The sequence below is a fragment of the Rhizobium atlanticum genome (assembly GCF_030182485.1).
In the GTDB taxonomy this organism is placed as follows: Bacteria; Pseudomonadota; Alphaproteobacteria; order Rhizobiales; family Rhizobiaceae; genus Rhizobium.
In genome coordinates, this window is record NZ_JAQJCJ010000013.1 from 232,665 (window position 1) to 259,440 (window position 26,776).

22 protein-coding genes and 3 pseudogenes are annotated in these 26,776 nt (G+C 58.5%); 14 read left to right on the top strand and 11 right to left on the bottom strand.

Annotated features, from left to right (window positions below):
* Nucleotides 1–49: 49 nt before the first annotated feature.
* Genes PH551_RS20160 through PH551_RS20170 form a run of 3 tightly spaced genes read left to right on the top strand, consistent with a single transcriptional unit; the run spans nucleotide 50 to nucleotide 3,506 of the window.
* Nucleotides 50–1,000: an ABC transporter permease gene (locus tag PH551_RS20160; protein ID WP_285194604.1), complete on the top strand. Its 951-nt coding sequence runs from the start codon at nucleotides 50–52 to the stop codon at nucleotides 998–1,000.
* The gene (locus PH551_RS20165) at nucleotides 997–1,851 is read left to right on the top strand and encodes an ABC transporter permease (RefSeq protein WP_483315433.1); all 855 of its coding nucleotides are present in this window, start codon (nucleotides 997–999) and stop codon (nucleotides 1,849–1,851) included. Before PH551_RS20160 ends, PH551_RS20165 begins: the two co-directional genes overlap by 4 nt.
* A complete protein-coding gene (locus PH551_RS20170) occupies nucleotides 1,851–3,506 on the top strand; it encodes an ABC transporter ATP-binding protein (RefSeq protein ID WP_285194606.1) in 1,656 nt (551 codons plus the stop codon). The genes PH551_RS20165 and PH551_RS20170 overlap by 1 nt, the downstream gene beginning before the upstream one ends.
* 244 nt (nucleotides 3,507–3,750) lie before the next feature.
* Here the strand turns inward: PH551_RS20170 and PH551_RS20175 are convergent, their stop codons facing one another.
* Nucleotides 3,751–4,464 (bottom strand): aspartate/glutamate racemase family protein, encoded by a 714-nt coding sequence (locus PH551_RS20175; protein ID WP_285194607.1) that lies wholly within the window; start codon nucleotides 4,462–4,464, stop codon nucleotides 3,751–3,753.
* Nucleotides 4,465–4,995: 531 nt separating this feature from the next.
* Here PH551_RS20175 and PH551_RS20180 point away from each other — a divergent pair.
* Genes PH551_RS20180 through PH551_RS20195 form a run of 4 tightly spaced genes read left to right on the top strand, consistent with a single transcriptional unit; the run spans nucleotide 4,996 to nucleotide 9,266 of the window.
* Nucleotides 4,996–6,318 (top strand): NAD(P)/FAD-dependent oxidoreductase, encoded by a 1,323-nt coding sequence (locus PH551_RS20180; protein WP_285194608.1) that lies wholly within the window; start codon nucleotides 4,996–4,998, stop codon nucleotides 6,316–6,318.
* A 56-nt stretch (nucleotides 6,319–6,374) separates the two neighbouring features.
* Complete coding sequence (locus PH551_RS20185; protein WP_285194609.1) at nucleotides 6,375–7,502, top strand: NAD(P)/FAD-dependent oxidoreductase; 1,128 nt, start codon at nucleotides 6,375–6,377, stop codon at nucleotides 7,500–7,502.
* Nucleotides 7,483–7,785, top strand: coding sequence for a (2Fe-2S)-binding protein (locus PH551_RS20190; protein WP_285194610.1), 303 nt, complete (start codon nucleotides 7,483–7,485; stop codon nucleotides 7,783–7,785). The genes PH551_RS20185 and PH551_RS20190 overlap by 20 nt, the downstream gene beginning before the upstream one ends.
* Complete coding sequence (locus PH551_RS20195; protein WP_285194611.1) at nucleotides 7,782–9,266, top strand: NAD(P)/FAD-dependent oxidoreductase; 1,485 nt, start codon at nucleotides 7,782–7,784, stop codon at nucleotides 9,264–9,266. Before PH551_RS20190 ends, PH551_RS20195 begins: the two co-directional genes overlap by 4 nt.
* 422 nt (nucleotides 9,267–9,688) lie before the next feature.
* On the opposite strand, the gene PH551_RS20200 is transcribed toward PH551_RS20195, so the two are convergent.
* Nucleotides 9,689–10,165 (bottom strand): Lrp/AsnC family transcriptional regulator, encoded by a 477-nt coding sequence (locus PH551_RS20200; protein ID WP_285194653.1) that lies wholly within the window; start codon nucleotides 10,163–10,165, stop codon nucleotides 9,689–9,691.
* 235 nt (nucleotides 10,166–10,400) lie between these two features.
* Between PH551_RS20200 and PH551_RS20205 the strand changes: the two are divergent.
* The 3 pseudogenes from PH551_RS20205 to PH551_RS20215 all read left to right on the top strand — a co-directional run.
* Nucleotides 10,401–10,577: pseudogene (locus PH551_RS20205) on the top strand (FAD-dependent oxidoreductase); the annotation flags it as partial.
* A gap of 48 nt (nucleotides 10,578–10,625) precedes the next feature.
* Nucleotides 10,626–11,254, top strand: a pseudogene (locus PH551_RS20210) (hypothetical protein); the annotation flags it as partial.
* A gap of 2 nt (nucleotides 11,255–11,256) precedes the next feature.
* Nucleotides 11,257–11,667: pseudogene (locus PH551_RS20215) on the top strand (aminotransferase class III-fold pyridoxal phosphate-dependent enzyme); the annotation flags it as partial.
* 310 nt (nucleotides 11,668–11,977) lie between these two features.
* On the opposite strand, the gene PH551_RS20220 reads toward PH551_RS20215, so the two are convergent.
* The 6 genes from PH551_RS20220 to PH551_RS20245 form a co-directional block, all read right to left on the bottom strand.
* The gene (locus PH551_RS20220; RefSeq protein WP_285194654.1) at nucleotides 11,978–12,748 is read right to left on the bottom strand and encodes an amino acid ABC transporter ATP-binding protein; all 771 of its coding nucleotides are present in this window, start codon (nucleotides 12,746–12,748) and stop codon (nucleotides 11,978–11,980) included.
* Nucleotides 12,749–12,947: 199 nt separating this feature from the next.
* A complete protein-coding gene (locus PH551_RS20225; protein ID WP_285194612.1) occupies nucleotides 12,948–14,024 on the bottom strand; it encodes an amino acid ABC transporter permease in 1,077 nt (358 codons plus the stop codon).
* The gene (locus PH551_RS20230; protein ID WP_285194614.1) at nucleotides 14,021–15,145 is read right to left on the bottom strand and encodes an ABC transporter permease subunit; all 1,125 of its coding nucleotides are present in this window, start codon (nucleotides 15,143–15,145) and stop codon (nucleotides 14,021–14,023) included. Before PH551_RS20230 ends, PH551_RS20225 begins: the two co-directional genes overlap by 4 nt.
* The gene (locus tag PH551_RS20235) at nucleotides 15,145–16,188 is read right to left on the bottom strand and encodes a transporter substrate-binding domain-containing protein (protein ID WP_285194616.1); all 1,044 of its coding nucleotides are present in this window, start codon (nucleotides 16,186–16,188) and stop codon (nucleotides 15,145–15,147) included. The genes PH551_RS20230 and PH551_RS20235 overlap by 1 nt, the downstream gene beginning before the upstream one ends.
* 157 nt (nucleotides 16,189–16,345) lie before the next feature.
* Nucleotides 16,346–17,584 (bottom strand): aspartate aminotransferase family protein, encoded by a 1,239-nt coding sequence (locus PH551_RS20240; RefSeq protein ID WP_285194655.1) that lies wholly within the window; start codon nucleotides 17,582–17,584, stop codon nucleotides 16,346–16,348.
* Between the two features lie 96 nt (nucleotides 17,585–17,680).
* Nucleotides 17,681–18,616 (bottom strand): phosphotransferase, encoded by a 936-nt coding sequence (locus tag PH551_RS20245; protein ID WP_285194618.1) that lies wholly within the window; start codon nucleotides 18,614–18,616, stop codon nucleotides 17,681–17,683.
* Nucleotides 18,617–19,123: 507 nt separating this feature from the next.
* On the opposite strand from PH551_RS20245, the gene PH551_RS20250 reads away from it, so the two are divergent.
* Nucleotides 19,124–19,915: a GntR family transcriptional regulator gene (locus PH551_RS20250; protein ID WP_285194621.1), complete on the top strand. Its 792-nt coding sequence runs from the start codon at nucleotides 19,124–19,126 to the stop codon at nucleotides 19,913–19,915.
* A gap of 918 nt (nucleotides 19,916–20,833) precedes the next feature.
* Here PH551_RS20250 and PH551_RS20255 read toward each other — a convergent pair.
* The 3 genes from PH551_RS20255 to PH551_RS20265 form a co-directional block, all read right to left on the bottom strand.
* Complete coding sequence (locus PH551_RS20255; protein ID WP_285194622.1) at nucleotides 20,834–21,190, bottom strand: cupin domain-containing protein; 357 nt, start codon at nucleotides 21,188–21,190, stop codon at nucleotides 20,834–20,836.
* 193 nt (nucleotides 21,191–21,383) lie between these two features.
* Nucleotides 21,384–22,388, bottom strand: a complete 1,005-nt coding sequence (locus tag PH551_RS20260; RefSeq protein ID WP_285194623.1) for a threo-3-hydroxy-L-aspartate ammonia-lyase — start codon at nucleotides 22,386–22,388, stop codon at nucleotides 21,384–21,386.
* A gap of 62 nt (nucleotides 22,389–22,450) precedes the next feature.
* Nucleotides 22,451–22,744: a hypothetical protein gene (locus PH551_RS20265; RefSeq protein WP_285194624.1), complete on the bottom strand. Its 294-nt coding sequence runs from the start codon at nucleotides 22,742–22,744 to the stop codon at nucleotides 22,451–22,453.
* 113 nt (nucleotides 22,745–22,857) lie between these two features.
* Between PH551_RS20265 and argE the strand changes: the two genes are divergently transcribed.
* The 3 genes from argE to PH551_RS20280 all read left to right on the top strand — a co-directional run bounded on the left by argE (nucleotide 22,858) and on the right by PH551_RS20280 (nucleotide 26,678).
* Nucleotides 22,858–23,970 carry an acetylornithine deacetylase gene (gene argE / locus PH551_RS20270; protein ID WP_285194625.1) on the top strand — a complete coding sequence of 371 codons (1,113 nt, stop codon included), beginning with the start codon at nucleotides 22,858–22,860 and terminating at the stop codon, nucleotides 23,968–23,970.
* Between the two features lie 378 nt (nucleotides 23,971–24,348).
* Nucleotides 24,349–25,098, top strand: a complete 750-nt coding sequence (locus PH551_RS20275) for an HAD-IA family hydrolase (protein ID WP_285194626.1) — start codon at nucleotides 24,349–24,351, stop codon at nucleotides 25,096–25,098.
* Nucleotides 25,099–25,214: 116 nt separating this feature from the next.
* Complete coding sequence (locus tag PH551_RS20280; protein ID WP_285194627.1) at nucleotides 25,215–26,678, top strand: aldehyde dehydrogenase family protein; 1,464 nt, start codon at nucleotides 25,215–25,217, stop codon at nucleotides 26,676–26,678.
* Nucleotides 26,679–26,776 lie beyond the last annotated feature (98 nt).

Here is a 26,776-nt window from a genome sequence, read left to right on the forward strand (position 1 = left end):
TTGCTATGGCCCCCTGCACTTTGGTTCCGATAGCTGGAAGGGAGCGAGTGTGAACAAAGAGGTCCTATCCCTTGTGCTTAGCCGATTGCTCATAGCCGTGATCACCTTGGTCATCGTCTCCTTCGCAGTCTTCACAGCGACGACGCTCCTACCGGGAGACACTGCATCAATCCTGCTCGGCCAAGCTGCAACGCCGGAGGCCGTCGCAGGATTGCGCAAGGCCATGCATCTCGAGGACCCGGCGCTTCTCCGTTTCATCTATTGGATGGGCGGGCTGCTATCGGGTGACCTGGGCACGTCCTACGCCAACAACATGCCAGTCGCCGACCTCATCGGCGGCCGGTTCGCGAACTCGATGAAACTCGCGGGCCTTACCGCCTTGTTCGCAGTGCCGATTGCATTAACCCTCGGCGTTAGCGCTGCAATGGTGCGAGGCTCGCTCTATGATCGGGCGGTCACCGTGTTGACGATCGGCGTCATATCGGTACCAGAATTCATGATAGCGACGTTGGCCGTCATGTTCTTTGCAGTCTATTTGCAATGGCTGCCAGCGATTTCATTCACCAATGAAGTTCACACTATCACCGACATAGTGCGCGTCTACGCCATGCCGGTGATCACCCTCACCTTTGGCGTCTCAGCGCAGATGATTCGCATGACCCGGGCTGCGGTGGTAGAAACGCTGAACACACCCTATGCCGAAATGGCACTGTTGAAGGGTGCCTCACGCAGTCGCATCGTGTTGAAACATGCGCTGCCGAACGCGCTCGGTCCGATCGTCAATGCGATTGCCCTCTCGCTTTCATACCTTCTGGGCGGCGTAATCATTGTTGAAACGATCTTCAACTATCCCGGCATCGCTAAGCTGATGGTCGATGCCGTCGCCACTCGCGATCTCCCCCTCATCCAATCCTGTGCGATGATATTCTGCGTCGGCTATCTGATCCTGATCACGACGGCCGATATCATCGCCATTCTTGCCAATCCGAGGCTACGATGATGACCACGATCGAAACACATGCACCAAAGCGTCTGAAATTCGCCTATCGCATCAATCTGGTCGGTGTGGTCGGCTTTGCCATCATTGCTTTCTGGGCAATCATCGCCGTCATTGCTCCCTGGATCATTCCCCATCCGGTCGGTGAGATACTCGATTTTGACTATTTCGGCCCCATGAGCCAGCAATTCTGGCTAGGTTCAGACTATCTGGGACGTGACATGCTTTCGCGCATCCTGATGGGAGCGCGCTATACTGTCGGCATTTCGCTGGTCGCCGTTAGCATCGCTTGCTTTTCGGGCGTCGTGCTCGGCATGATCGCGGCGGTGTCTGGCGGCTGGGTTGACACCCTTCTCAGTCGCTTTCTCGATGCCATGAACTCCATCCCAAGCAAACTTTTCGGCCTCGTCGTCGTGGCCGCAGTCGGATCGTCCATTCCGGTTCTGGTGCTGACGCTTGCGGTGATCTACACGCCCGGCTCCTATCGCTTCGCCCGGGCTCTCGCAGTCAACATCAACACGATGGACTTCATCACAGTGGCCCGCGCGCGCGGCGAAGGTATAGTTTACTTGGTCGCGTCCGAAATCCTGCCCAATATTGTCGGGCCGGTGCTTGCCGACCTGGGCCTGCGCTTCGTCTTCATCGTGCTGCTCCTATCGGGCCTTTCGTTCCTCGGGCTTGGCGTGCAGCCGCCCTATGCGGATTGGGGCGCCCTCGTGCGCGAGAATATCGGCGGCCTCCCTCTCGGCGCACCCGCGGTGATTTTCCCCTCGATCGCTATCGCCACGCTGACGATCAGCGTCAATCTGCTGATCGACAACCTTCCGAGAAAAATACGCGATCGGAGCGAATGATGGCCAACCTCGTCGAAATCCGTGACCTCAAGGTCGAAGCCAAGACCGACTCCGGCCGCATCGTCGAAATCATCCGTGGCGTCAGTTTCGAAGTCGCTGAAGGGGAGATCGTCGCTCTGATCGGTGAAAGCGGATCAGGCAAGACGACAATCGCTCTAACCCTCATGGGCTATGCCCGGCCCGGCTGTCGGATCAGCGGCGGCTCCGTCGTGCTCGCCGGTCAGGACATGGCAAGCCTTCCGGAGCAAAAACGGGCCAAGATCCGGGGAACCGCCGTCTCATATGTACCACAAAGTGCCGCCGCGGCCTTCAACCCGTCACAGACGATTATGGAACAGGTCATCGAGATCGCTCGCATCCATGACCTGATGCCGGCCGAAGAGGCCCGCACCCGCGCGGTAAGTCTATTCAAGGCGCTCTCGCTTCCCGATCCGGAAATGATCGGTAACCGTTATCCGCATCAGGTCTCCGGCGGTCAGTTGCAGCGCCTGGCGGCCGCGATGGCCCTGATCGGTGATCCAAAACTTGTGATCTTCGACGAGCCGACGACCGCGCTTGATGTGACGACCCAGATAGAAGTGCTGCGCGCCTTTAAATCCGTAATGCGTAAAGGCCGCATCGGCGGCGTGTACGTCTCGCACGATCTCGCCGTGGTGGCCCAGATCGCCGATCGCATCGTCGTCCTCAAAGGAGGCGAAGTCCAGGAGATCGGAAGCACCGAACAAATCCTCGGGACACCCCAGCATCCTTATACCAAGGAATTGTTGGCCGCTTTCAAGCCGGAAGCACGGGCCAAATCCTCTGACAAGCAGCAGAGCAAAGCGATTCTTCAGGTGCAGGACCTTGTCGCAGGCTATGGACCCATCCAGGCCGACGGTACCCCCCTCGTCAAGGCCCTAAAATCCGTCAGCATCGAGGTCGAGAGCGGCCGCAATCTGGGAATTATCGGTGAGTCCGGCTGTGGCAAGTCCACCTTGGCTCGAACGATCGCCGGCATCATTCCGGCGGCTGCGGGCAAAATTGCATTCAATGGACAGATGCTGGCACCGGCTGCCCACGCTCGTACGCGTGAACAGTTGCGAGATCTGCAGATCGTTTTCCAATACGCCGATACCGCCCTCAATCCGGCCAAATCGATCAGCGATATTCTCGGGCGACCGTTGGCCTTCTATCACGGCATGACAGGTGAGAAGCGTGAGAAACGGGTCGACGAACTCCTGGATATGGTTCGCCTGCCCCGGTCCTTGAAGCACCGACGCCCGTCAGAACTGTCCGGCGGTCAGAAGCAGCGCGTAAACTTCGCTCGCGCGCTTGCTGCCGAACCAAAACTGATCCTGTGTGACGAGGTTACGTCGGCACTTGATACAGTTGTTGCCGCAGCCATCATTGACCTTCTCAAGGAACTGCAACGGGAGCTTTCTCTCTCCTACATCTTTATCAGCCACGACCTCTCCGTGGTCGAGGCGATCTGCGACGAAGTCGCCGTGATGTATGCGGGCGAAAAGATCGAGCAGCTCCCTCCGTCGGCCATGAGCAGCAGCGCGAGCCATCCCTACTCACAGCTACTGTTCTCATCCGTCCCGAAACTCGATCCGGCCTGGCTCGACGGGCTACAGCAGGATCCGAAGCTGATCCGCTCGGTCGGAGGCCGATAGTTGCGGGCAAAGAGGCTCTCAGTGGCAGGTGCGACCTGACGATCGGCGAGTTTCAGCACACATGTCGCAAATATTTGTCGATGCCATATCCATCATCCATCAGGCGCTCCACGATGGCATGATGTTCGCCGAGTTTGCTGGTCCCCGGTAGATCCCTCGATGGGCAGTGCGCCTCTCCTTTCTGCCGCGTCGCCCCTGAACGACGGCGAACCAAGTTTCCACGATCCGTTGAGCTGCCTGAATATCAACGAGTTGCCTCGCCTCTCAGGGCTTTCCCGGACGTCGCGCTCTTCAGCGCTGAGGACATGTGCCGCACTCCAAGTTCGGGACTGGCTAGGATTGGGATCGGTGTGCCTTTTATCTCGCTCAGGGCATTTGTCATCGATGCTTGAGCTAGAACAACCACATCGACGTTGCCCAACAAGGCAGCGAGGCCTTCGCGTATCAGCGCATCATGCGCCGACCTGTCTCCGTCCCGCAGTTTCTCAAACGCCCCTTCGCAGAGATGACTTGTAAGGAGAATTTCGCGACCCAATCTCTGAGCATGGCGTTCGATCAAATGGGTCGTGGGGCTCAATGTTGTAAACAGCGTTGCGAGGACGCCAATTCGATCTCCGCATTGCAAGGCCTCAATTGCCATCCCATCATCTATACGGAAGAGGGGTACCGGGCAAAGTGGCATTGCCGCATCCACTGCAGGGCCGAGAGACGAACAGGTGACGAGGACTGCGGACGCCCCCGCATCCACCGCCGACCAAATGTGAGTCGCAAGCCGGCGCATGGTCTGACGTGACAGCGCGCCTTCGCGGATCGTGTTTCCCAGCAAGCTCTCATCCAACATGTTGAACGGGCGCCAACCGGGCAGATGGCGGCTAACAAGCTCGCTGAACACGGGGATGATCCCGGGGACCGTGTGGATCATGGCGAGCGCAGGGGACTCATTAGTGCCTGTAGTCATAGCTTATATCTCGGTCTTTGATTGTGTACGGTCTGGTTATTGAGCCTGTAGCAGCAGGGGTGGCATGAACTGATCAGGGCATCTGTCGTGCTCGACGGGCAGCCGATTCAAAACGGCTGACGTCAGACGATGCTCTGTAGCTTACCCGCTCGACCGTTTTAGCTGTGACTGTCGCGCCGCCGAAAACGGTATTTCCTGCCGCCCCTGCGTTTGCATTCGATACATGCTGCTCGCCTTCCCTCGGTAGCTTCACATCACGTCGCTTCGAGGAGGCGCGATGACCAACGTTGATCCAGACCTGCCCCTGCCGTCGGGAAATTCCTGCGTCCGGCCCAAGGCGTCATCGAAATGCATCCGTCGAACGGCAAGGCTCGGGCGTTTCCTGCCCGACTCGCATGTCGTTCCGGTACCGGAACTTCACTAAGCTATCTCGTCGAAGTCGATGCTATAGCCGTCATTGCCTCAGATGCTCCTGCCGGAGGAGCAGGAAACAGTGCCGTATAGATCGGCCGAAAAGTTCAGGTCAGCCCCATGTCTCCAATTGTCAAGCGCATACAGAACGATCAAGAGCTTCCCGCGAAGGCCGATGTTGTGGTCATCGGCGGCGGCATCATTGGTGCAACGGCAGCTTTCTTTTTAGCGGAGCGGGGACTCTCCGTAGCTCTGGTCGAAAAGGGCCATGTCGGCTGCGAGCAGTCGAGCCGTAATTGGGGTTGGTGCCGCCAGCAGAACCGGGATGAGCGCGAGTTGCCTCTCTCCGGTGTCGCTCTGCGCATATGGGGTGAGTTTGAGTCCAAAATCGGAGAGGACGTCGGCTTCCGTCGATGCGGTCTGCTTTATGCTACGGACAATCCCCGGCAACTGGCGGAGTGGGAAGCATGGCGCGAGACGGCCCGGCAGTTCAACGTCAATACTAGGATGCTGAGCGCCAAGGAGGCGGCTGCCACGATTCCGGCGAACGGCCGCGAATGGCTCGGCGGAGTGCATTCGATCGATGACGGCAAGGGCGAACCCGCCATCGCCGCGCCGACGATCGCGAACGGCGCTCGCAAATTCGGGGCGACGATTCACCAAGAGTGCGCTGCGCGGGGTCTCGATCTGGAAAATGGAGCGGTGGCAGGGGTAATCACCGAAAAGGGAACCATCCGCACACAAGCCGTCCTCTGCGCTGGCGGTGCCTGGACGTCGATGTTTTGCCGCGAGTACGGCGTTGTGTTTCCACAGGCGAGCGTGCGTCAAACAGCGCTTCGTACACGGCCCACCGCGAATCTGGGCGAGGCGATCTATACGCCGGAGTGTGGGCTGACCCGCCGGTTGGATGGCAGCTACACGCTTGCGATCAGCGGCAGGGCGATGCTGGATATCACCCCACAAGGTATTCGCTACGCCCGCTGGTTCATGCCAATGTTCATGAAGCGCCTAAAAGCCGTGCAGTTCGGGATCGGTGAATCCTTCTTCAAAGGTCCGGAGGCGCTCGGACATTGGGATAAGAATGGACGGTCGCCTTTCGAGAAAACACGCGTCCTCGATCCGTCTCCGAACCGTCGGACGGCCGCCGCGATCTTGAAGAACGTCAAGTCGCAGTTTCCCGCGCTGGCCGGGGTCGAAGTCGCCGACAGCTGGGGAGCGTACGTGGATTTCACGCCAGATGCAGTGCCGGTGATCTCGCCGGCCAATGGTGTGAAAGGTCTCTACTTGGCGGCGGGAGGCTCTGGTCATGGCTTCGGCCTTGGACCCGGCATCGGCCGCTTGGCCGCGGACCTAGTTGCCAATGATACGCCTTGTGTCGACCCCAGCCCCTTCCGCTTGTCGCGTCTACTGGACGGTTCGAAAGTTAAGGTAGGTGCCATCTGAACGTGAGTGCCGGCCAACAAAAGGCCGTTGATAACGCATGGAAGGAAGCTAGCGAAATGGATTACGACGTAATCATCATCGGCGGCGGCCTGGTCGGCATATCGATTGCTTGGGGTCTGTCAAGGTGCGGGGAAAGGGTTGCCATCGTCGACGAAGGCGATCTGGCAAATAGGGCAGCTAGGGCGAATTTCGGTCTGGTCTGGAGTTCGAGCAAGGGCCTCGGCAACGCCGCCTACTCGCGCTGGTCGCGAACCTCGACCGCAAACTGGCACCAGTTGGCGGCCGCGCTCAAGGCCGAAACTGGTATTGACACCGGCTTTGTCCAGTCAGGCGGCTTCTCAATTCGGCTCACGCCAAGGGAACTGGAACGCGGGATTGCGTCAATGGCGAAGCTCGCCGGCCAACCCGGCATGGACGCCGAGGGAACGCCGCCGCTCGAATATGAGATACTCGATCAGGCGGAGACGCGCCGCCGCCTGCCCCTCGTCGGCGAGTCGGTAGCAGGCGCAATTTTCAGCCCGCTCGACGGTCACGCAAACGCGCTGCGGCTGTTTGCGGCCTTTCACCGAGCAGCGCAGCAGCGCGGCGTTCATTATCTGCCCCATCGAAAGACGACTGCGATCCGCCATCGCGCCGGCGCGTTCGAACTGGCCGGAGACGGGTGGCGGCTCGGTGCCGGCAAGATCGTGCTTGCAGCAGGCATCGGTAACACGGCTCTCGCTCCAATGGTCGGGCTGAACGTTCCGCTCTCGCCCAGCCGTGGTCAGATCATCGTCACCGAGCGGCTGAAACCCTTTCTCAGCCATGCCACCGGCTATCTGCGACAGACAGACGAGGGTTCGGTGCTGATCGGCGAAAGCAAGGAAGCGACGATCGATCACCAGCGGCCGCGCGGGCCGATTACTGCGGTCCTGGCCGAACGCGCCTTGCGCACATTTCCCCTTCTAAAGGACGCCAATGCAGTGCGGGTCTGGGCCGCATTCCGTGTGGTAACGCCGGACGGCTACCCCATTTACGAGCAGTCAGAGAGCTTCCCTGGTGCGTTCGCATGTGCCTGCCATTCCGGCGTGACTCTGGCGGCCAATCATGCGCTGGTTCTGCCACCGCAGATTTCAGCTGGCGCGCTTTCTGACGATCTTTCCGCATTTCATTCCCGGAGGTTCCATGTTCCGGCGGCTGCCTGACCGAAGGGAGCGTTCAATATCATTCACATTCAACGGCATGTCGACCATGGCCCGACAAGGCGATAGCGTTGCCGCCGCACTGCTGGCCGCGGGACATTGCATCACCCGGCACACTCCGGTGTCCGGCGCCGCCCGTGGCCCTTACTGTATGATGGGGGTGTGCTTCGAGTGCCTCGTCCAAATCGATGGCCGGCCGAACCGGCAGGGTTGCATGACCACCGTTGCGGAAGGAATGCGGATCGAGACACAGGACGGCGCAGCCATGCCGGGGCAGGAAGAATGATTAGAAACATTCAGTCTGCCACCGATCTCGCGCCTGCCTATGACCTCGTTGTTGTTGGCGCAGGCCCTGCCGGCCTGTCGGCAGCCATCGAAGCCTCGATCCACGGCCTCGCGGTATTGCTCGCCGATGAAAACGAATCCCCTGGCGGGCAGATTTACCGGTCGGTCGAGCATGCATCAGATGCCGACCTCGCCCGCATGGGGCCGGACTACGCTGCCGGGCGGACGCTCATCGAGCGGTTTCGGCAACAGAACTTGAGCTACGCCCCCGGTGCGACTGTATGGAGCGTCGGGCCTGCTGACGAAGAAGCTTCCGACGGCGTGCATTCGCTCGAGGTCGGGATTTCGCTCGGCGGAATTGCTCGGGCGATCGCCGCCCACCGGGTGATCCTCGCAACAGGCGCGCTCGAGCGCCCGTTTCCGTTCCCAGGGTGGACCATGCCAGGCGTCATGACGGCGGGAGCGGCGCAGATATTGATGAAGTCGTCAGGTCTGGTGCCATCCGGACGGACCATCCTCGCCGGAGCCGGGCCGCTGCTGTACTTAGTGGCAAGCCAGCTTCTCCGGGCAGGCGTAGATGTCATCGCAGTTGTCGACGCCACGCCACGCGAGAACTGGCGTACGGCTCTCGTTCATCTGCCCGCCTTTGCCACCTCATCCTATGCCCTTAAAGGTCTGAAACTTCTCTTCGATGTTCACCGTCGGACCCGAGTCGTTCGCGGGGTGACGGCAATCGAGGCCGGTGGACAGGAAAAATTCAGCGCTTTGCGAGTGCGCAAGGGTAAGAATTCCCTTGAGATTGAAGGCGACCTTCTCCTCTTGCACCAAGGAATCGCGCCAAACCTGAATCTCACGTTGGTGGCGGGATGCGATTATTTTTGGGACGAGCACTCGGCCGTATTCCGCCCGAGCGTCGATGCCTGCGGCGCAAGTTCCGTTCCAGCTGTTTCGATCGCCGGCGATGGTGCCGGCGTAGTCGGCGCGATTGCCTCCGCCCTCCAAGGGCAGTTGGCTGGCCTCAATGCTTCATTTGAGTTGAATCTCGTTGACCGAAATGCCTACGAAAAGCGTCGAACACGGCTCACGCGAGAGCTAGCTCGTGCCATGAGAGGCAGAACGTTCATCGAGCGTCGCTTTAGTCCTGGTGAGAAATTCCGGCTCCCTACGCAGGACGGCACCGTCGTCTGCCGCTGCGAGGAAATCACGGCTGGCAAGCTGCGCGAGGTTGCAGCGCTCGGCGTACCAGGCCCGAACCAGATGAAGGCGTTCACAAGATGCGGAATGGGACCATGTCAGGGGCGGCTGTGCGGTCTGACCGCGGTTGAATTGCTGGCGCGATGCCGCGGCGTTGCGCCCGATGAAGTCGGTTACTATCGGCTGCGCCCACCCATTAAACCGGTGACGCTGGGCGAGCTAGCCGCTTTGCCGCACACGGATGCAGCCATCGTCGCTGTAGCCGGATTTCTAGAAACGCGACGCTGATTTCGCGCAGGACGCCATGCCGTGAAATTCGGATCGGTATTGATGGTGACCAACAGTGACATGTTATCTTCCTTATTCGGTTCGAGGGTTCTGAGATTGACGCGGCAGGCACTCCGTGGCGGGGCCTCGATCATCGCGGTCTGCCTCTGGATGGGTCAGATACCACCCTAGATTAAGTCGATGTGGAAGGTGGCGTTGCTTGAGAGACGCGCCGCTTTAGCGGGTGATTTCAAAATCCCGCCACAACCCAGCCAAACCCACCGAGGTCACGAGAGCTGTCGCCGGGGAACACCGTGAATCACTAGGAGCAACGACGGCGCTAGTCTGCAAACGCCGCGGTTCCGAGTTTTGCCCATTCGAGGCATTGGAAGCTCTCCGGCTATCGATCGTTCGAGGCCGAACCGGACGCCCGGCTGCGCTTATTAATGCGGGAATAAAGTGGTCAGCGGCATATGGGCCTTGACGATCGGGGACTTGAGGACGACGAAGCTGAAATATTTGTCGATGCCGACGTCCATGTCAGTTAGTCGCTCCATGATCGTTTGATATTCGTCGATGCCGGCAGTGACAAATTTCAGCAGATAATCGTAGCCACCCGAGACGAGGTGGCATTCGAGTACCTGGTCGACCCTCTCGATCGCCGCAAGAAAGCGCGCGAAGTCGATCTGCCGATGGTTCTTTAGGGTGATCTCCGTGAACACGGTGAGTGTCTGCCCGAGTTTGCTGACATTGATCTGAGCCGAATAACCTTCGATATAACCTTCGGACTGCAGCTTCTTCACCCGCATCAGGCAGGGGCTCGGCGACAGGTTAACGAGCTCGGCGAGTTCCACGTTCGTGACGCGGCCATTCTTCTGCAGTTCGTAGAGAATTTTTATGTCGATCCGATCGAGTTTCATCATCACGCGCGCCTTCGTTTGCCCGAGATCGCCAACGACGCAGCATAATCTGCTGCGGCTTTTCAACGTCGAGCTTAACACATAGCATGGATGTGTCGACCGGATTGAAGGACATGCAGAAGCACAAATAGCTCCCGGCTTCCCGCCGAGACGGAATCTTCTGCTGTCGAGGGATGAACTCCGGCAAAGCCGCGGCGGTGAATTCGCTAAACGGGCCGGCGACGGAGACCATGCCATGCCCGCACCATTGACTCGCGTCGACACAACGCCGCAACTGTCAACTGCCGCCGATGCGGTCGTGATCGGCGGCGGCATCGTCGCCGTCTTCGCTATTACTACCTGGCCCGGCGGGGATCGAAAGTCGCCCTAATCGAAAAAGGCCTTGTCGGGGGCCGAACAATCGAGCCGCGACGGTACCGCCGATCCTGCAAACGCGGTGCCTGCCGTCGCGCGTGCGATCTTTCGTATCAGTCGCGCCGGCAAGTCTCCTGTTTCCGTTTTCATTGATGGCGCTCACATTCGCGCTGCCCGGCTATCAGAGCCGGCATTTCTAGCTCCCGATGGGACGCGTTGTTGCGCAAGGCCGACCACCGCGTCAGTTTTCCGGTGCACCTAAGATCGCCACCGCCAACACGATATCATTCGCGCGGCGATGCGCGCACAAGGATGTCCGCACCGGCGAAACGTTAGTGTCTTCAGCGACGGAGACGTTGGCTTGCAGAGCATCGTCGTCAGCGCAACACGCCAGCCCGTTACGCATATTCTAGACTGGTATCATCAATCGATGCGGCGGCGGCACGTTGAACAGACCTGGGAGTGCATCGGGCATCTTCGGGATCTGAACATCTATCTTCGAGACATTGCGGTGCATTTGCCAAGGCTTCGACATCTTCTATGGAGTGGATATATCCGCGAGGCAAGCGAGGCCACAAAGCAGATGCTTACCCAATTGGACCAGCATCCCGAACTTGGCGGCGCCAGAAGCGTCAGATGCATTGGTCGCCGATCAGCGCTTATCGGGTTCTGCAAGTCCGAGCAGCCGTTGCGGACGGCCGTCTTAGAAAGGCAAAGCTTAATCTTGCCGCGTGACCCCCACGTTTTTGACCTTCGCCAAGGGCCTGACCTCGGCCTATGCACCTCTCTCCGGTACGATTATTTCCGTTCTAGAAAGTTCTTGTAGAAGGGCCGAGAACGTCAACGCGATCGGCTATGGCTGGACTTATTCCGCCCATCCGATCAGCGCTGCGGCAGGTGTCGCCAATCTCCAGTGCGTCGATGGACTCGATCTCGTCGCCAAGGCCGGTTCTGTCGGCGCATATTTTCAGGCCGCGCTGGCAGGCGCCGTCGTCGGCCATAAAAACGTCGGCGAAGTGCGTGGTGATGGACTGATGAAGGCTATCGAGGTTGTGGATGACAGGGATGACCGTGCGTTTTTCGATCCGTCCCGCAAGATCGGGCCGCAGATTTGCAGCGGCGCTTCCGAAGCGGGCGGCATTGCCCGGCTTTGCGCCGCCGTTGCCTGATAGAGCGTGCGCTGCGGTATCCGACCAGCCGTTGGACCATTCGTCGTTGTCGCAGAATGAGATCACGATCCTGGAAACCTCTGCTCGGCGATCCGTCGCGCCTGCTGTCTACCGGGGCCGATAGCGGTGGACGATATTGCCGAGAGGCTGGATGTCCTGGTTATCTACGGCTTCTTCCACGCCTCGTTAAGGGCGTGCGCCGAGCCAAGCAGATTTTCCACCAATCGCCCACCAACAAGTCAGTCAGGTGCTGCAACCACGCTTCACTAGGGCAACTCTTGTTTCGCGACTAGTGCAGCAACTGTGAAAGGAAAGTGCGTGTGCGCTCGTGCTGGGGATTATCGAAGAACTCGGCGGGGGAGTTCTGTTCGACGATCTGGCCCTGGTCCATGAAGATCACGCGGTTGGCCACCTGGCGCGCGAAGCCCATTTCGTGAGTCACGCAAAGCATGGTCATGCCTTCTTCGGCGAGGCCGACCATGGTGTCCAGCACTTCCTTGATCATCTCCGGGTCGAGCGCTGAGGTCGGCTCATCGAACAGCATGATCTTCGGGTTCATGCAGAGCGAGCGGGCGATCGCCACGCGCTGCTGCTGGCCGCCGGAAAGCTGGCCCGGATACTTGTTCGCTTGCTCGGGGATTTTGACGCGCTTAAGGAAGTGCATGGCGACTTCTTCGGCCTGCTTCTTCGACATCTTGCGAACCCAGATCGGCGCCAGCGTGCAATTTTCCAGGATCGTCAGATGGGGGAAGAGGTTGAAGTGCTGGAACACCATGCCGACTTCGCGGCGCACTTCGTCGATCTTCTTCAGGTCGTTGGTCAGTTCCGTGCCATCGACGATAATCTGGCCCCTCTGATGCTCTTCCAGGCGGTTGATGCAACGGATCATCGTTGACTTGCCCGAGCCCGAAGGGCCGGCGATAACGATGCGCTCGCCACGCATGACCTTCAGGTTGATGTCGCGCAGCACATGGAAATCACCGTACCACTTGTTTAAGCCGGAAATACTGACAACATTCTTCTGCAGCGCCAGTTCGGTCGTCGCATTCAGCGTGTACATCGCGTGATTGTTCATGAGTACTGTGGCTCCATTTATCGCGCCCGGCCGTGCACGGCCCTAGCTAAGCTTGCTTGGTTTATCTGGTGCGCCTTACAGCGCTCTGTCGCTGATGGTATCGTCGGAGTGGCTCGCACGAAAAATTCGTCTCGAGCCCGCAACTTGCGGTCAGGTCGTTAAAGATCAACATTGACCCTTGATCCTATCGCCTTTCTTCCGAGAACTCCTGCTCGAGACGCCTTGAGTGCACGGAGAGGATGAAGCAGAAGAGGAAAAACGCGACACCGACGACAAGATAGGCTTCGCGGTAGAAGCCGAGCCACGTCGCATCGGCAATCGCGCCCCGGGCGCCGCCAAGCACGTCGATCAGCCCGATGATACTAATAAGCGTCGTGTCCTTGATCGATTCAATGAACGTGTTGATTATGGCGGGCAAGGCAATGCGGAAAGCCTGGGGCAGAACGATGAGGCGCATCACCAGGCCGGGCGACAGACCAAGGCTCGCGCCCGCCTCCGACTGGCCGCGGGGGACCGCGTCGAGCCCGCTTCGGATTGCCTCTGCCAGGTAGGCGGCCTGAAACAGAATAAGAGCAACCTGCGCGCGCAGGATGTTGTCGATCAGATTGCCGCCCGGCAAAAGAAACGGCAGCATGGTCGAACCAATAAACAGGACTGCGATCAGCGGCAAGCCACGAACTGTCTCGACATATATTGAGCAGCTGCGGCGGATGATCGCAGCTTTGGATCGTCGTCCGAGTACGATGCCTACTGACAAGGGAAGGGCCAGTACAATGCCGAAGGCCGAAAGACCGACGGTCAGCGGCAGGCCACCCCATCGGCTTGTCGACACCGGTAGCAACCCGAAAAGGCCACCCCGCATCAGGAGCAAGCTGATAACCACGACCGCGATCCAGACGAGAACGAGCGACGGCCGCCAAAAGCGGCGAAAGCCACTAATGATGAGCACGGCAAGGACAAGGAAGACGGCAAGTGATGGCCGCCAATACTGGTCACTCGGATAGCTGCCAAACAGAATGATTTGATAGCGCTCGTAAAGAAAGGCCCAGCAGGCACCCCCTGCTGCATGGCAGATGGCGGGAGAGGCCTGACCAAAGACTGCATCCCTGACGGCCCAGTTAAAGAATATCACGGCGGACCAGACTAAGCTTCCGGTGATTGCCGCTGTCAACACCGCGTGAGGCCAGGGACGAAAGTAAGGCCGCAGGTTCGCCAGGTAACCGCTCGACGGGCAGGAGTGAGTCGCGGACAGATCGCTCATGATTTCACCAATTGCGCGCGCGTTTCGAGCCAACGAATCACCGAAGAGGCCAGGAGGCTGAGTGAGAGATAGATCAACAGATAAATGGACACTGTCTCTATCGCTCGCCCTGTCTGGTTCAGAGCCGTATTACCGACCGAAACCAGATCTGGATATCCGATCAGGACTGCAAGCGTCGTGTTCTTAATGGCGTTTAGATATTGGTTGGCGAGTGGAGGAAGTATCAGCCGCAGCGCCTGCGGCCCCAGCACCAGATAGAGTGTCAGCAGGGGATTCAGTCCAAGGGAGTTTGCTGCCTCAGACTGGCCTTTTGGAAGGGCCGCCAGACTGCCCCTGACAATTTCTGCGATGAACCCTGACGTGTAGAATGAGAGCCCTATCAGCATGGCCAGATATTCGGGCGTGACGCCAATGCCGCCACTGAAGTTGAAGCCCTTCAGCACAGGCTTGTCGAACTCGGCCCATCCGAAAATATAGATGCCAACGCCGATGAGTGCAGTCGCCGCGAGGACGAGCCCCCCGGTCGGAAGGCGGGGGAAGCGACCCTTGAGGTCATGCCCGAGCACCATCAGGTGCCAGGAGAAAAAGCAGCCAAGAAACCCAAAGGCGGCGATTGCCGCAATGATCGGACCGGCATCGCCAAGGGCCAGCGTCGGAATAAAAAAGCCACGGCTCGAAAGAAATGCAAAATCGCCGATTGTCCAGGCCTGACGTGCAGGCGGAAGATTGCGAACTGCAGTGGCGCAGACAACGAGTATGAGCAGGAGTGGAATGTTGCGAGTGACTTCGACATAGACTTTCGCCAGTGTCCTCAGCTGTGGATGAGTTGCGCGTGCAAATAGTCCGACGAGAACGCCGAGGACGGTCGAAAGAATGATTGCTGCGACCGCAAGCTTGACGGTGTTGAGCAACCCGACAAACATCGCCCGGAGGTAGCTGTCCCCCGAACTGAAAGAAATCAGCGATTCACCGATCGGAAAAGACGTGGCCTTCCAAAGAAAGCCATAGTCGATGCTGACGCCGCGAGCGGCAAAATTTGACGCGAGATTATGAGACAGCCACGCAAAGACTGCAGTGGCCGTAATCACAAACATCGCGTTTTGAAAGCGCGTGGTGCTCATCAGCGCAACGGCGCTGCATACATCAGCCCGCCTTTCGTCCACAAGTCATTCAAACCGCGGTCGAGCTTGAGCGGCGATGCCTTTCCGAGATTGCGCTCGAAGCTTTCGCCGTAATTTCCAACGGCAGAAATGATTTTCACCACCCAATCTTCGGCAAGGCCGAGATCCTTGCCGTTGCCCGGCGCTGCACCGAGGATCTGCTTGACCTCAGGGTCAGTGGTGTTCTTTGCAAGATCCTCGACGTTGCTCTGCGTAATGCCCAGACGCTCGGTTTCAATAAGGGCATACATGACCCAGCGTGCGATAAGATAGAGTTCGTCATCACCCTTCAACACTGCAGGTGCATAGGGTTCGAGCGTGATAAACTTGGGGAAGATGACGTAGTCGTCAGCCTTTCCATTGCCTGCTCGATCGCCGGCGAGATTGCCATAGTTGCCGCCCAGGACATCGCATCGACCACCGAAAAACGAAGCCGCAAGCTGCTCTCGGGTGCTGAGCACGAGAGGTGTGTAATGGATGTTGCGGGACTTGAAGAAGTTTTCGGTGTTGACCTCGTCCGTCGACCCTTGAAGGATGCACACAGTCGCATCGGCAAGCTGGTCGGGACTTTCGACACCGAGTGACTTCGCCACCATGAACGTGTAGCCATCGAAGTAGTTCGGCGATGTGAACCGTGCATTCTGCGCGCCTTCGCGATTGAGTGTTGTCGTAGTGTCGTGGGCCAGGACGTCGACCTCGCCTGAAGAGAGCGACACAAAACGTTCAGCGTAGGACGTCTGGCGATATGTAACTTTCGAGGCATCGCCAAAAATGGCAGCCGCCATCGACTTGCAGTAGTCGATGTCAATGCCGGCGAGCTCGCCGTTGGCTCCGGGTGCCGAGAAGCCTGGTACCGCCTGACCGACGCCGCAAACGAGAGTTCCGCGCGCCTTTATGGCATCAAGCGCTGCGCCAGCATGCGCAGACTGGCCGGAGCCAATCGCACCCGCGAATGCCAGTGCGTATGCGATGGTTCTGTATTTGAAGTGCGTTGCTGATTTCACTTTATTCCCCTTTCTTGCTATTTAGCTGCCGCGCTCGACCGCGTCGGCAGGCCTTACCCAGGTGGCATAATGCTATTGTCTGTCAGTGTTTCACGCCCGGCGATCGGTTCGCCGGTCGAAGGGTTGAAGCTTTGGAACAACATCTTTGCCATCCACCTTACGATGCAGCTTTCAGTGACACGGAATCCAAGGTGGTTTTGAACACGTCCATGAAGAGATTCACTTCTCGCTCGGAGACAACGAGCGGCGGTCGGATCTTCAAGACGTTTTCATGTTGTCCGGTGAGACTGATCAGCACGCGCTTTTCACGCAGTGCGTTGACGATAGCGCTGGCGGTGGCGCGGTCCGGCGCACCAGTATCGGGATTGCAAATTTCGACGCCCCAATAAAAGCCCGCTCCGCGAACCTCGGCGATGCGTGTATCGGCAAGCGCCCGGAGTTGCTCCCCCAGGTTCTGACCCAGATGGCGCGCATTCTCCATGAGACCCTCGTCGCGGATCACATCCAGAACTGCCAGCCCGTTGACTGCGGCAACTGTATTCCCGGCGAATGTGTTGAAGTAGCGTGCCGACGCGCCAAACGTCTCAATGAGTTCGGGGCGAGCGACGACGGCTGACATCGGATAGCCGTTGCCCATAGGCTTGCCGAGAGTCACGATGTCGGGAACAACATCGTGGCGCTGGAAGCTCCACATCGAGTCCCCGGTTCGCGCAAATCCACCCTGGACTTCGTCGGCGATAAAAACGCCGCCCTCGGCACGCACCGCTGCGACGGCATCGGCAATCATCCCTCGCGGATCGGGGTAGACCCCGTCGCTCGAAAAGATACTGTCGAGCAAAAGCGCGGCGGGCTTGATGCCCCTGCGCTTCATGTCGGCAAGAGCCGTTTTCACATCGGCAGTAAAGGCGTCGGCTGTGTCCTTGGCCGATAGGTTACGCGTGACGGGAGCAGCGACTGTCCGCACGGCTCTTCCGAGCGGCACCGACGGCCCCAGATTGCTGGAGAGCTGGGCAATCGCTTTGCTGGTTCCATGGTAGGCGAATTCCGAAACGATGAACCCGTCACCTCCTGTCGCTGTCTCCGCTATACGGCAAGCTGCATCATTTGCTTCGCTGCCGGTGCAGGCAAAAACGACACGCGAAAGCTCTTCGGGGAAGGTGGAGATCAGACGCTCGGAGTATTCGATCACCTTCTCGTCGAGATAACGTGTATTCACACAAAGCGTCTTTGCCTGTGTGGTCATCGCATCGACGACACGCGGATGGCAGTGACCGAGAGAGGCGACATTGTTGTAGAAGTCGAGAAAGGGGTTGTTCCCCTTGTCAAAGAGCCAGACGCCTTCGCCACGGACGAAATGAACCGGCTTCGCGTAGTTGAGTCTATAGGATGCACCCATCACCTGCTGACGGCGGGCAATGGTTGCAGCAAGCTCGGGTTCGAGTTCCGTCGCGCCGGGAATGAAAAGGTTTGGGGTGGTATCAAGAGACATTGGTTACTCCATGTTGCAAGCGGCGCGCAGGACCTGTTGCACGGACTGCCGGCCGGCGTTTTGAAGGATGTGCAGACCTTCGACTGCGATCGGATTGTTTCGCATGACGTAAGCGCGGTTTGCGGGAAACATCGTTGCACGCCAGTAGGTTATCGAAATTGTTGTGACGAACCTTGCCACGATCAGGTCGTAAATGACGTCGATCTCATCCTCATCGAGCGGGGTCAGTTCGTGGTAGGAGGAAACCAGCGGGCCGATCGTCTCGGCAAAATCTATCTCGTTGCAGATATGGTAGGAGCAGGTCACTGCGAGTTCGTTGATCCTCGGCGCGTAAATGATATCGCCGAAGTCGAAGATTCCGGTAACCCGGCTCGATGCTTCGGAAATCAGGATGTTGTTGAGGTTGACGTCATTGTGGATGATCTGCCAACGCAGATCTGCAATGCGCGGTTCTATGTTACTGACAAAGTGGTCGATGACGCCCTGGCACTGTTTCGCGAGCTCGGGATCAGAAATGTACTCGATCAGCGGCCGCAACCTGCCAAGATTACTGGAATCCCAGAGAAGTTCGTATTGCTTGAAGGTATGGTCGAAACTCGAGAGCGCGCTATCCAGCTTTGCCAGGACCCTCCCAATTTCCGCCAAGGGAAACTCCCGCCGCGGACGGTCCTTCAGAGGGACACCGTCAAGATAATCCAATAGCCGCACGGTGCTTCGGCCCCCGGCAAGCGCAAGATTGAGAGCCGGCTCGCCGGAGAGCGCTCGCACGAGGCGCGGCGTCGGCAGCTCAGTACCACATCGTTCGAGATGGAGCAGAGCCGCAGTTTGGAAATCGGTAACGCCCTGCGGCTCTTCCGCGTTGGTGATCTTGAGGATGAACCTTCGATCTTCGGCCTGAGCAAGATAGTTGGTGTCCCGTTCGCTGTGCAGCGGAGTCAACGAGACATCGAACCCATAATGTTGCCGGACAATCTCTTCAGCCTCGACGGAACCTACCGCCGGAGCCGGTGATGTGAATAACGGGTGATCAGTCAGAGAGCGGACCGGACGTGCTTCTTCCGATCTGCGCAGTGTCATCGGGCCTGGGCATTCACTTTCCATATTCAATCCCGTCATCTTCAGCACGACAGAGCATTTGTGTTCTGTCGACAAAACTAACACGCATAAAATTGAGCGATGCGACTGGTTTCATCGCGTACGATCCCATAAGCTGCGCGCATTCAGGCATTATTCGGCAGATAATGATGCAAGGGAGTCTGATCCAAAACCCGGCGTGATAAATTTTATATCGTGCCAAACTGTCGACAGAATACACGTCGATGCTTGGGCGTCAAGCGGCAGCAGTGAGTATTTTTCAATGAGCGGACGCTTGCGGGCGGGCGCAGCTACGCGTATGAAGTGTCGACAACCTGTAAGTTCGGGAAACCGTTCATCAGAGGGAAGATTATGAGCAGGCCTGCCGGCAATGCCCCGAAACTCTCCATAGGCATCGTGGAGTATCTGCGCGAGGAAATCTTGCGGGGGACGTTTCCGCCGGGAAGTCGCCTTCCTGAAGTCCCGCTTTCCCAGAAATTCAGCACATCGCGAACGGTGGTCCGTGAGGCGCTGCAGACGCTCTCGGAGATGGGACTGGTGACGCTGCCTCCTCACCGGCGTGCAACGGTCACATCGATTAGCCCGAAGGGGATCCGAGAACTCTTCAGCCTCCGCGCGGTGCTCGAATCTTACGCGATCCGGATTGCAATGACCGAGGGACGCTTCAGGGAAGTGGAGCTGAACGAAATCGAAAATCGATACGCTGCTCTCAAGTCGTCGGTACAGTCAGGTGATCCGTTCTCAATGATTGAGGCCGACATGGATCTGCATTGGGCAATTTGCGAGCCCTGCGGTCATGAGCTCCTGCTTGATCAGTTGCGATCACTTCAGACCCGTACGAGGGCTAGCATCTTCTTCACCAAGGTCTACGGATCAGACGTCATCAATGAGATCGAGGCTCATGCTCCCATCCTGGCGGCGATTCGAAGTTTCGACACCGACCGCGCAGAAGCATCGATGCACAATCACATCACGGCGGCAGGAGAGCGTCTGTTGGTCAGGATGATGGAGGTTGAGGGTGATAAACCCGCGAGCTCCAGGACTGGGAAAAGGACAAGAAAGGCGACTATGACGGCGTCGTCAACTGACGGTGCAGTCGACAATGGTGCAGCGTTTTTAAGTGCGGCAGCCTCTAAGGGGTAAACGCGCCGGCGCGGGCAAAATTGGTGATGCGCAGACGTTCGGCACTGTCTGAGACACACAGCCATCGCGAATGAGCGCCGTCTCGCAGAGTCATTTCAGGTGAAAATGCGGCGTCCTCATGGGACGTCGAAACCGACGACTCGCAACAGGCGATACCGTTCCTCACGTGAGACTACGACAGAGGATCCTGCAACTCCTCTCAATATGGCGGACCTCCCCGGCCCAGGCGAAGCAAATCCAACCGACCACTGAGATAAAACAGCACGCTTGACCATGGCCGCGCAGCGGATACGCCCTTACGCGGCGTTGCAACGGATTTGAAACGATCACTGGTTCGAAACGGCAGAGGCCGCTTGGCGTGGCCCTGACTGCAAAGGTTGGGTGTTGATCCTCGTGCTCGTCTATCTGGGCTTTAGAACGAACTTATTTTGCTCGATGAAGCGAGCAACCGTCGGTTTGACGAGGCGGAATGAAATTTGACGTCGCGGCGCAGCAAGGACGATTACGCCGTGGTCCGCGAACACCGCTTACGCAACAGTGCCGAAGGGCAACATTGCTCCTCAGCAGCAACATTGTCGTCGTTGTAACCACTCGGCACCTTTGGGTCGAGAATTCACCCTCATCAGCGTCGCGATCGGGGTGGAGATCCGAGGGGGCGTGGCGAATGCCCCTCGGTGATGAGGGCCGCGGCGCTTACCGCTTATCCGGGGGCCGCCGTCAAGTTTGCCGACCCGGACTCACCGTCCGCCTCCGCGGAAATTGCGGTGAGCACCGAGAAAGGCAAACTCGCGCAGTCTAAGTCCCCCGTACATGCTTAGCTCGACAGCGTGCGGGACATATGGCGCCGCTGCCGCTCGCCGCAAACCGGCCGATATGAAAAGCTCAGATGTGCCCATTCGGCCACACCTGAGTTTTTCGTCACTCATAAACGCAAACATAGATCTTGCGTACAGTCTCGATCGTGCGCCAAACACCGACGAAACCAGGCTTCATGACGAAGCTGTCACCAGCGCGATAGGTCTTTGTCTCGCCGCCCTTTTCCTCGATTTCCACGAGACCTGAAATGATGTGGCAGAATTCGTATGTGGTCCCTTTGATCGAGTGATGCTCGCCAGGCGTGGCTTCCCAAACCCCAGTCAATACCTTCTCTCCCTTGGACGCATCCTGTGCCCAGGTATTGTAGATTGGATTGCCCGAAATGAGCCGCTCCGGTTCGGGAACCGCACGCTTCGGGGTGAAGTCCGGCTCGGTATCGATACTAATCAAAAGTGACATTGCAGGTTCCTTCTTTGGTTCGTGTTGCAGGATCAATGAGGCCGGTTGGATTTTTCCCGGCCCAAGCGCGGCTGATGTTTTGAACGACTTTGCTGCCCTGAGCGACAGCCAGCGCTGTGTCTGTGAGCGGGTTAGCGTCACCCAGAACACGTCAATGCAGCAGTTGGCTTTCGTTGGGTGGTGACATAGTGGATCATGTTCTGCGGTATGGAGGGTCCAGTGTAGCCCCAAGCAATTCGCAGAAGCGAGAAAGGTCGACATTGCCACCGCTCAGGATCACGCCAACGCGTTTTCCTGCAAGCTTCGCGGCATCGACCTGCACTGCGGCAGCGCCGAGGCAACCGGTAGGTTCCACGACCATCTTCATCCGTTCGGAGAAGAAGCGCATGGTCGATACGAGTTGCGCATCGGTCACGGTCGTGATGGCGGAGACCTTCTCCCGGATGATCGGAAAGTTATGCTCGCCGAGATGGGTAACGACGGCGCCATCTGCGATCGACTGCGGCACGGGGATCGTGACGATTTCGCCCTTCTCAAACGACTGCTGGCCGTCGTTACCTGCCGCTGGCTCCACGCCAACGACACGGCATTTAGGCAACAATTCCGCAGCAGCCAAGGCTGCGCCGCCGAGCAAGCCACCGCCGCCAAGGCAGACATAGAGCGCATCGAGCTCGCTGACCTCCTGGATCAGCTCCAGCGTGGCGGTGCCCTGGCCAGCAATCACATCGGCATGGTCGTAAGGCGGAATGAGCGTCGCGCCACGCTCGGCGGCGACACGTCTTCCGATTTCCTCGCGGTTTTCGGAATAGCGGTCATAGAAGATGACATTTGCGCCGTAACCCCTGGTCGCCTCCACCTTCAGCGTCGGTGCGTCCTTCGGCATGATGATTGTTGCGGGTATTGTGGTGATCTGTGCTGCATAGGCAAGTGCCTGCGCGTGGTTTCCGGACGAGTAGGCTACGACACCGCGGGCACGGAGTTTCTCGTCGATCGCCAGAATGGCGTTCATCGCACCGCGGAACTTGAATGCGCCGCCGCGCTGAAGGTTTTCGCATTTGAAAAACACCTCGGCGCCAGTCATCGCATTGAAGGTGCGCGACGTCATCACCGGCGTTTTGTGTGCAATCCCGTCAAGGCGTTTAGCGGCGGCGGTGACATCGGCAAATGTCGGAATCTGGATGGTGTTATTCTGGCCCATGAAGTCTCTCTGTTACATCGGGTTAAGCAAGACATCGAATCGCAGTGCGTCAAACAGCGTCCTCAATCACGGCTAAGGCAGGAGATCCTTGACGCGATAATATGCGCCAACGACCGGCAGGAACCAGGGCTTCCTTGCATCGGCACGGCATCGAGTTCCATGCCGTCGAGGGGAGTTGTTCCCTTGATGTCCAAGGCAATGTCAGCAAATACATGAGCTTCATCGATGGTCCAGTCCCAGACATTACCGGCCGACGCCCGTTCGTCAGATGGTTGCAGTATGAGCGTTTCCGAGCGGTAGAGCTTGCGGACTTTCGTATCCTGCGCGCAGGAAATTGCGTTTGCGGCATGCTTCACGGCATGGACTGCTACTGGTCGCACAAGAACAGGAAAAGCGATCAAGGCGACGGCGGTACATTGGTCTGAATTCAAGCCGCTCAGTTCGAGCTTTATGCAGACCAGGAGTAATGATGTCTCCAGAGACGATGCTAGAACACCTCGTTTCGTTCCCGTCCGTTGTGGGCAAGCCGAACGATTCGATCGTCGAGTTCCTCGTTGGTTATTTTGAGAGCCACGGCGTGCCGGTGACGGTCCTGCCGGGACCTGAAGGCGATCGTAGCAACATGTTTGCAACGATCGGGCCGGCAGGCGTGCCCGGCTATATCCTCTCGGGGCATCTCGATGTGGTTCCCGCTAACGAGCCTGAATGGCAGGCGGACCCGTTCATCTTGCGCCGTGATGGCGAGAAGCTGATCGGCCGCGGAACCTGTGACATGAAGGGATTCATTGCCGCGGTGCTGTCGGCCGTCCCAGATCTGGTGCAACGCGGCCTATCGGCACCCATACATATCGCCCTATCCTATGACGAGGAGGCGGGAAGCCGCGGTGCACCGCACATGATCAGGCAACTTCCTTCGCTGTGTGCGCCACCGATCGCCTGTATCGTCGGTGAACCCAGCAACATGACTCCGATCTTGCGGCACAAGGGCAAGACGGCGCTTCGCGCGGTGGCTCGGGGTCTGTCCGGCCATAGCTCCCGGACCGATCTCGGCGTCAACGCCATTCACATGCTTGTGCCGGTCCTTGCCGCTGCAGTGGATGCCGCAGATGCATTGAAGGCCGGCCCCCTCGATCCGTCCTTCGATCCGCCTTATTCGACCCTGCAGGTGGGGGTTATCCGTGGCGGCGAAGCGATCAACATCATCCCGGCATCGGCCGAATTGCATGTCGAGGCACGGGCAATCGCAGGCGTCGATCCCGCCGATATCCTTGAGCCAGTGAGGGCGGCGGCCGGACCAGGTGTGGAGATCGAGATCCTGTCCACCTACCCGCCCTTGGCGATGGTCGAAACTCACCCTTTCAACGCGCTGATGGAGAAGCTTTCTGGCCGAAAGGCGATCGCGGCCGTGAGCTATGGTACGGAAGCCGGTCTCTTCCAGCGTGCCGGGGTGCCGACGATTATTTGCGGGCCGGGCGATATTTCGCGAGCGCACAAGCCCGAGGAGTTCCTCATGATCGAGGAACTTTACGCCGCGCGTGCGATCGTGATGTCGTTGGCCGACACCATCGAATGCGCGGCCTGACGGCTGCCTGGCAAAGTTCCTGCTGCATGCCCGGCGGTCGTCGTCGGAAATACTGCGGGGCTTTGACAAGCGACGATCATGCGGCCGCATCGCCGTCAGTCTTTCGGACAAACGGTCGGCGATTGCCGAACTGCCCCAGGCTCGGTTAGCGATGCGAAGGGCTAATGACCCGTCGCCGGCTGGAAATGCTGGCATGGATCGGTTTTCGCAAGATTGTGCTGCAACTGCAAGGGGTTTCGGCAACCGTCCGATAAGGGATGCGGCAGAATGTGTTCATGGAAAGGAGGGGCTTTCCAGTGGCAAGGTCATCTGGAACGCCGTGGATAAGGGATAACGGGCTTTTGCCCGACATGCAGATCTATCGCGGGAGTACGCAAAATGAATGTCCACGTTTCACATCAGGCTGACGGGCAGCTCAAGCCATTTGTCGGCTTCCACTATATGAGTTTCGACGTTGTCGGCACGCTGATCGACTTCGAGTCCGCGATCATCGAAGGCCTCGATGCGGTCGCAAAGACGGCCGGTGTTGAGATCGACGGCGAGGCAGCGCTCGATGTCTATCGGACTGCGCGCGTCATGCCAGGTGCGGCACGCTGTCCCGACGATCTTGGTCGCTGCTATTCGGTAATCGCCGGGCATCTGGGGCTGCCGGACAACGTCGCGCTGCAGAACCAGATGATCGAAGCGGTCGCAGAGGCCAAGCCATTTTCCGACAGCGTCGCCGCGCTTGAGAAGCTGGCCGGTCGTTACAAGCTGATTGCCATGACCAACGCGCGTCGCTGGGGCTTCGATCGTTATCAGGCAAAGCTTGGCAATCCGTTCTGGGCTACGTTCACCGTAGACGAGACGGGCGTCGAGAAGCCTGATCCGATCTTCTTCAAGCGGGTGTTCGAGCATGTGGAAAAAGACGGCGGTGCCGTCGCGCAGATCATTCATACGGCTCAGAGCCAATATCACGACATCGGCGTCTCGCGTGCACTCGGCATGACCAATGTCTGGATCGAGCGGCGCCATGACAAGGCAGGCTATGGCGGAACGCTGGTGCCAAAACAATTCACAAAACCCGACTATCATTTTCATTCGATGGAAGAGCTCGCCAACGCAGTCGACGGCGCATTCGCAAACTAGTCAGGCGCCAGAGATCCGTAGAGATCTCCGCCCTTCTTCAGAAGCGGCAATCCTCACCATCCTCGTTTGTCGGAGATGACGTAGCTTCACCTCCACAGCTGTTTCAGGAGACCATCATGTCGCTCAGTTTCGATCCAAAATCCGTAGCATTGCCCTCAGGGCATTTCATCGGTGGCGAATATATTGGCGGTGCCGGCGCTATAACCGTTCATGCGCCGTCCGATGGCCGCCTCCTAGCAGACATTCCTCTTGCCGATGTCGAGGTCGTCGATCGCGCTGTCGAAAGTGCAAAGAAGGCGCTTGTGGCGTCCGGATGGGCAACGCAACGTCCGCGCGAGCGGCTGAAGGCGCTTTACGCATGGGCCGACCTAATCGAGAAAGAGGCGGAAGCGCTGGCGCGGATCGAAGCTGTGTCTTCTTCCAGGCTCGTCAAGGAGGCGTTGAGCGGCGACGTCATGATCGCAGCGGAACAGATTCGATTCTTTGCCGAGTTCGCCGACAAGGAGTGCGATGACCTCGTTCCCACGGCCGACAACCAGTTCGGCTTCATTGCATCCGAACCCTATGGGGTCGTCGGTGCGATCACCGCATGGAACGTGCCTGTGGCACTCGCTGGCTGGAAACTCGCGCCAGCGCTTGCCGCCGGCAATGCCGTGGTTCTCAAGCCATCGGAAATGACGCCGTTCTCGACTCTATATCTGGCAGAACTTGCCGTCCGGGCCGGCATTCCGGCAGGACTCATCAACATTGTGCTTGGAAATGGGCCGCAGACCGGTGCTGCGATCGTTGCACATCCGCAGATCGCCAAGATATCCTTTACGGGTTCGACGCGCGCGGGTGTGGCGATCATGGAAAATGCCGCCCGAAATGGCATCAAGCCGGTCACGCTGGAGCTTGGCGGCAAGTCACCACAGGTCGTATTTGCCGATGCGGACCTCGATCTCGCGGCAGGTTGCATCACGCGGACGATCCTTGGAAATGCGGGACAGGGATGTGTGGCAGGCTCCCGCGTGCTTGCTGAACGTTCCATTGCCGAGGAACTGACGGTTCGCATCGCCCGATTGATGGAAGACATCAGGCCTGGCCCCACCTGGGACGAAGCAACCACATTCTCGCCGATCATCTCCGAGACACAGTTGTCGCGTATCGACGGTATCGTTCAGGCCGCACGCCAGGGCGGAGCCGACATCGTTTGTGGCGGTGGCAGGATCGAGCGCGAGGGCAGCTTTTATCAGCCGACAATCATTACCGGCGTCAACGAAACCTCGCCGGCCGTTGCCGAAGAGATCTTCGGCCCGGTGCTGACGGTGCAATCATTCGACGACGAAAGCCAGGCTACCGAGATGGCCAAGCATGCGACCTACGGCCTCTCCTCGGGTTTGTTCACGAGGGATCTTTCGCGTGCCATGCGCATGATCCGGAAGCTCGAAGCTGGCACTGTCTGGGTCAACCGATATGGGCGGACGCGCGACCATATCCTGCCGACGGGCGGTTGGAAGGCATCGGGCCTTGGCAAGGATCTTGGCCGCGAAGCCTATCACGCCAATCGCCGGACCAAGTCGGTGCTGATCGACTACTAATAAGGCGGGCGGCAACGTCCCTCCTGCCTTCGGCTCAGGAAATACGGACTGGAAATGTATCCCTACAAGATCGCACTCGACGCGGTATCGCGTTCACG

Bases quoted from the DNA above. Each gene is read 5' to 3' on its own strand.
- PH551_RS20165 (WP_483315433.1), top strand. From the start codon at position 997: ATGATGACCACGATCGAAACACATGCACCAAAGCGTCTGAAATTCGCC.
- PH551_RS20170 (WP_285194606.1), top strand. From the start codon at position 1,851: ATGGCCAACCTCGTCGAAATCCGTGACCTCAAGGTCGAAGCCAAGACC.
- PH551_RS20175 (WP_285194607.1), bottom strand. From the start codon at position 4,464: ATGACTACAGGCACTAATGAGTCCCCTGCGCTCGCCATGATCCACACG.
- PH551_RS20180 (WP_285194608.1), top strand. From the start codon at position 4,996: ATGTCTCCAATTGTCAAGCGCATACAGAACGATCAAGAGCTTCCCGCG.
- PH551_RS20185 (WP_285194609.1), top strand. From the start codon at position 6,375: ATGGATTACGACGTAATCATCATCGGCGGCGGCCTGGTCGGCATATCG.
- PH551_RS20190 (WP_285194610.1), top strand. From the start codon at position 7,483: ATGTTCCGGCGGCTGCCTGACCGAAGGGAGCGTTCAATATCATTCACA.
- PH551_RS20195 (WP_285194611.1), top strand. From the start codon at position 7,782: ATGATTAGAAACATTCAGTCTGCCACCGATCTCGCGCCTGCCTATGAC.
- PH551_RS20200 (WP_285194653.1), bottom strand. From the start codon at position 10,165: ATGAAACTCGATCGGATCGACATAAAAATTCTCTACGAACTGCAGAAG.
- PH551_RS20220 (WP_285194654.1), bottom strand. From the start codon at position 12,748: ATGTACACGCTGAATGCGACGACCGAACTGGCGCTGCAGAAGAATGTT.
- PH551_RS20225 (WP_285194612.1), bottom strand. From the start codon at position 14,024: ATGAGCGATCTGTCCGCGACTCACTCCTGCCCGTCGAGCGGTTACCTG.
- PH551_RS20230 (WP_285194614.1), bottom strand. From the start codon at position 15,145: ATGAGCACCACGCGCTTTCAAAACGCGATGTTTGTGATTACGGCCACT.
- PH551_RS20240 (WP_285194655.1), bottom strand. From the start codon at position 17,584: ATGGGTGCATCCTATAGACTCAACTACGCGAAGCCGGTTCATTTCGTC.
- PH551_RS20250 (WP_285194621.1), top strand. From the start codon at position 19,124: ATGAGCAGGCCTGCCGGCAATGCCCCGAAACTCTCCATAGGCATCGTG.
- PH551_RS20255 (WP_285194622.1), bottom strand. From the start codon at position 21,190: ATGTCACTTTTGATTAGTATCGATACCGAGCCGGACTTCACCCCGAAG.
- PH551_RS20260 (WP_285194623.1), bottom strand. From the start codon at position 22,388: ATGGGCCAGAATAACACCATCCAGATTCCGACATTTGCCGATGTCACC.
- argE (WP_285194625.1), top strand. From the start codon at position 22,858: ATGTCTCCAGAGACGATGCTAGAACACCTCGTTTCGTTCCCGTCCGTT.
- PH551_RS20275 (WP_285194626.1), top strand. From the start codon at position 24,349: ATGAATGTCCACGTTTCACATCAGGCTGACGGGCAGCTCAAGCCATTT.
- PH551_RS20280 (WP_285194627.1), top strand. From the start codon at position 25,215: ATGTCGCTCAGTTTCGATCCAAAATCCGTAGCATTGCCCTCAGGGCAT.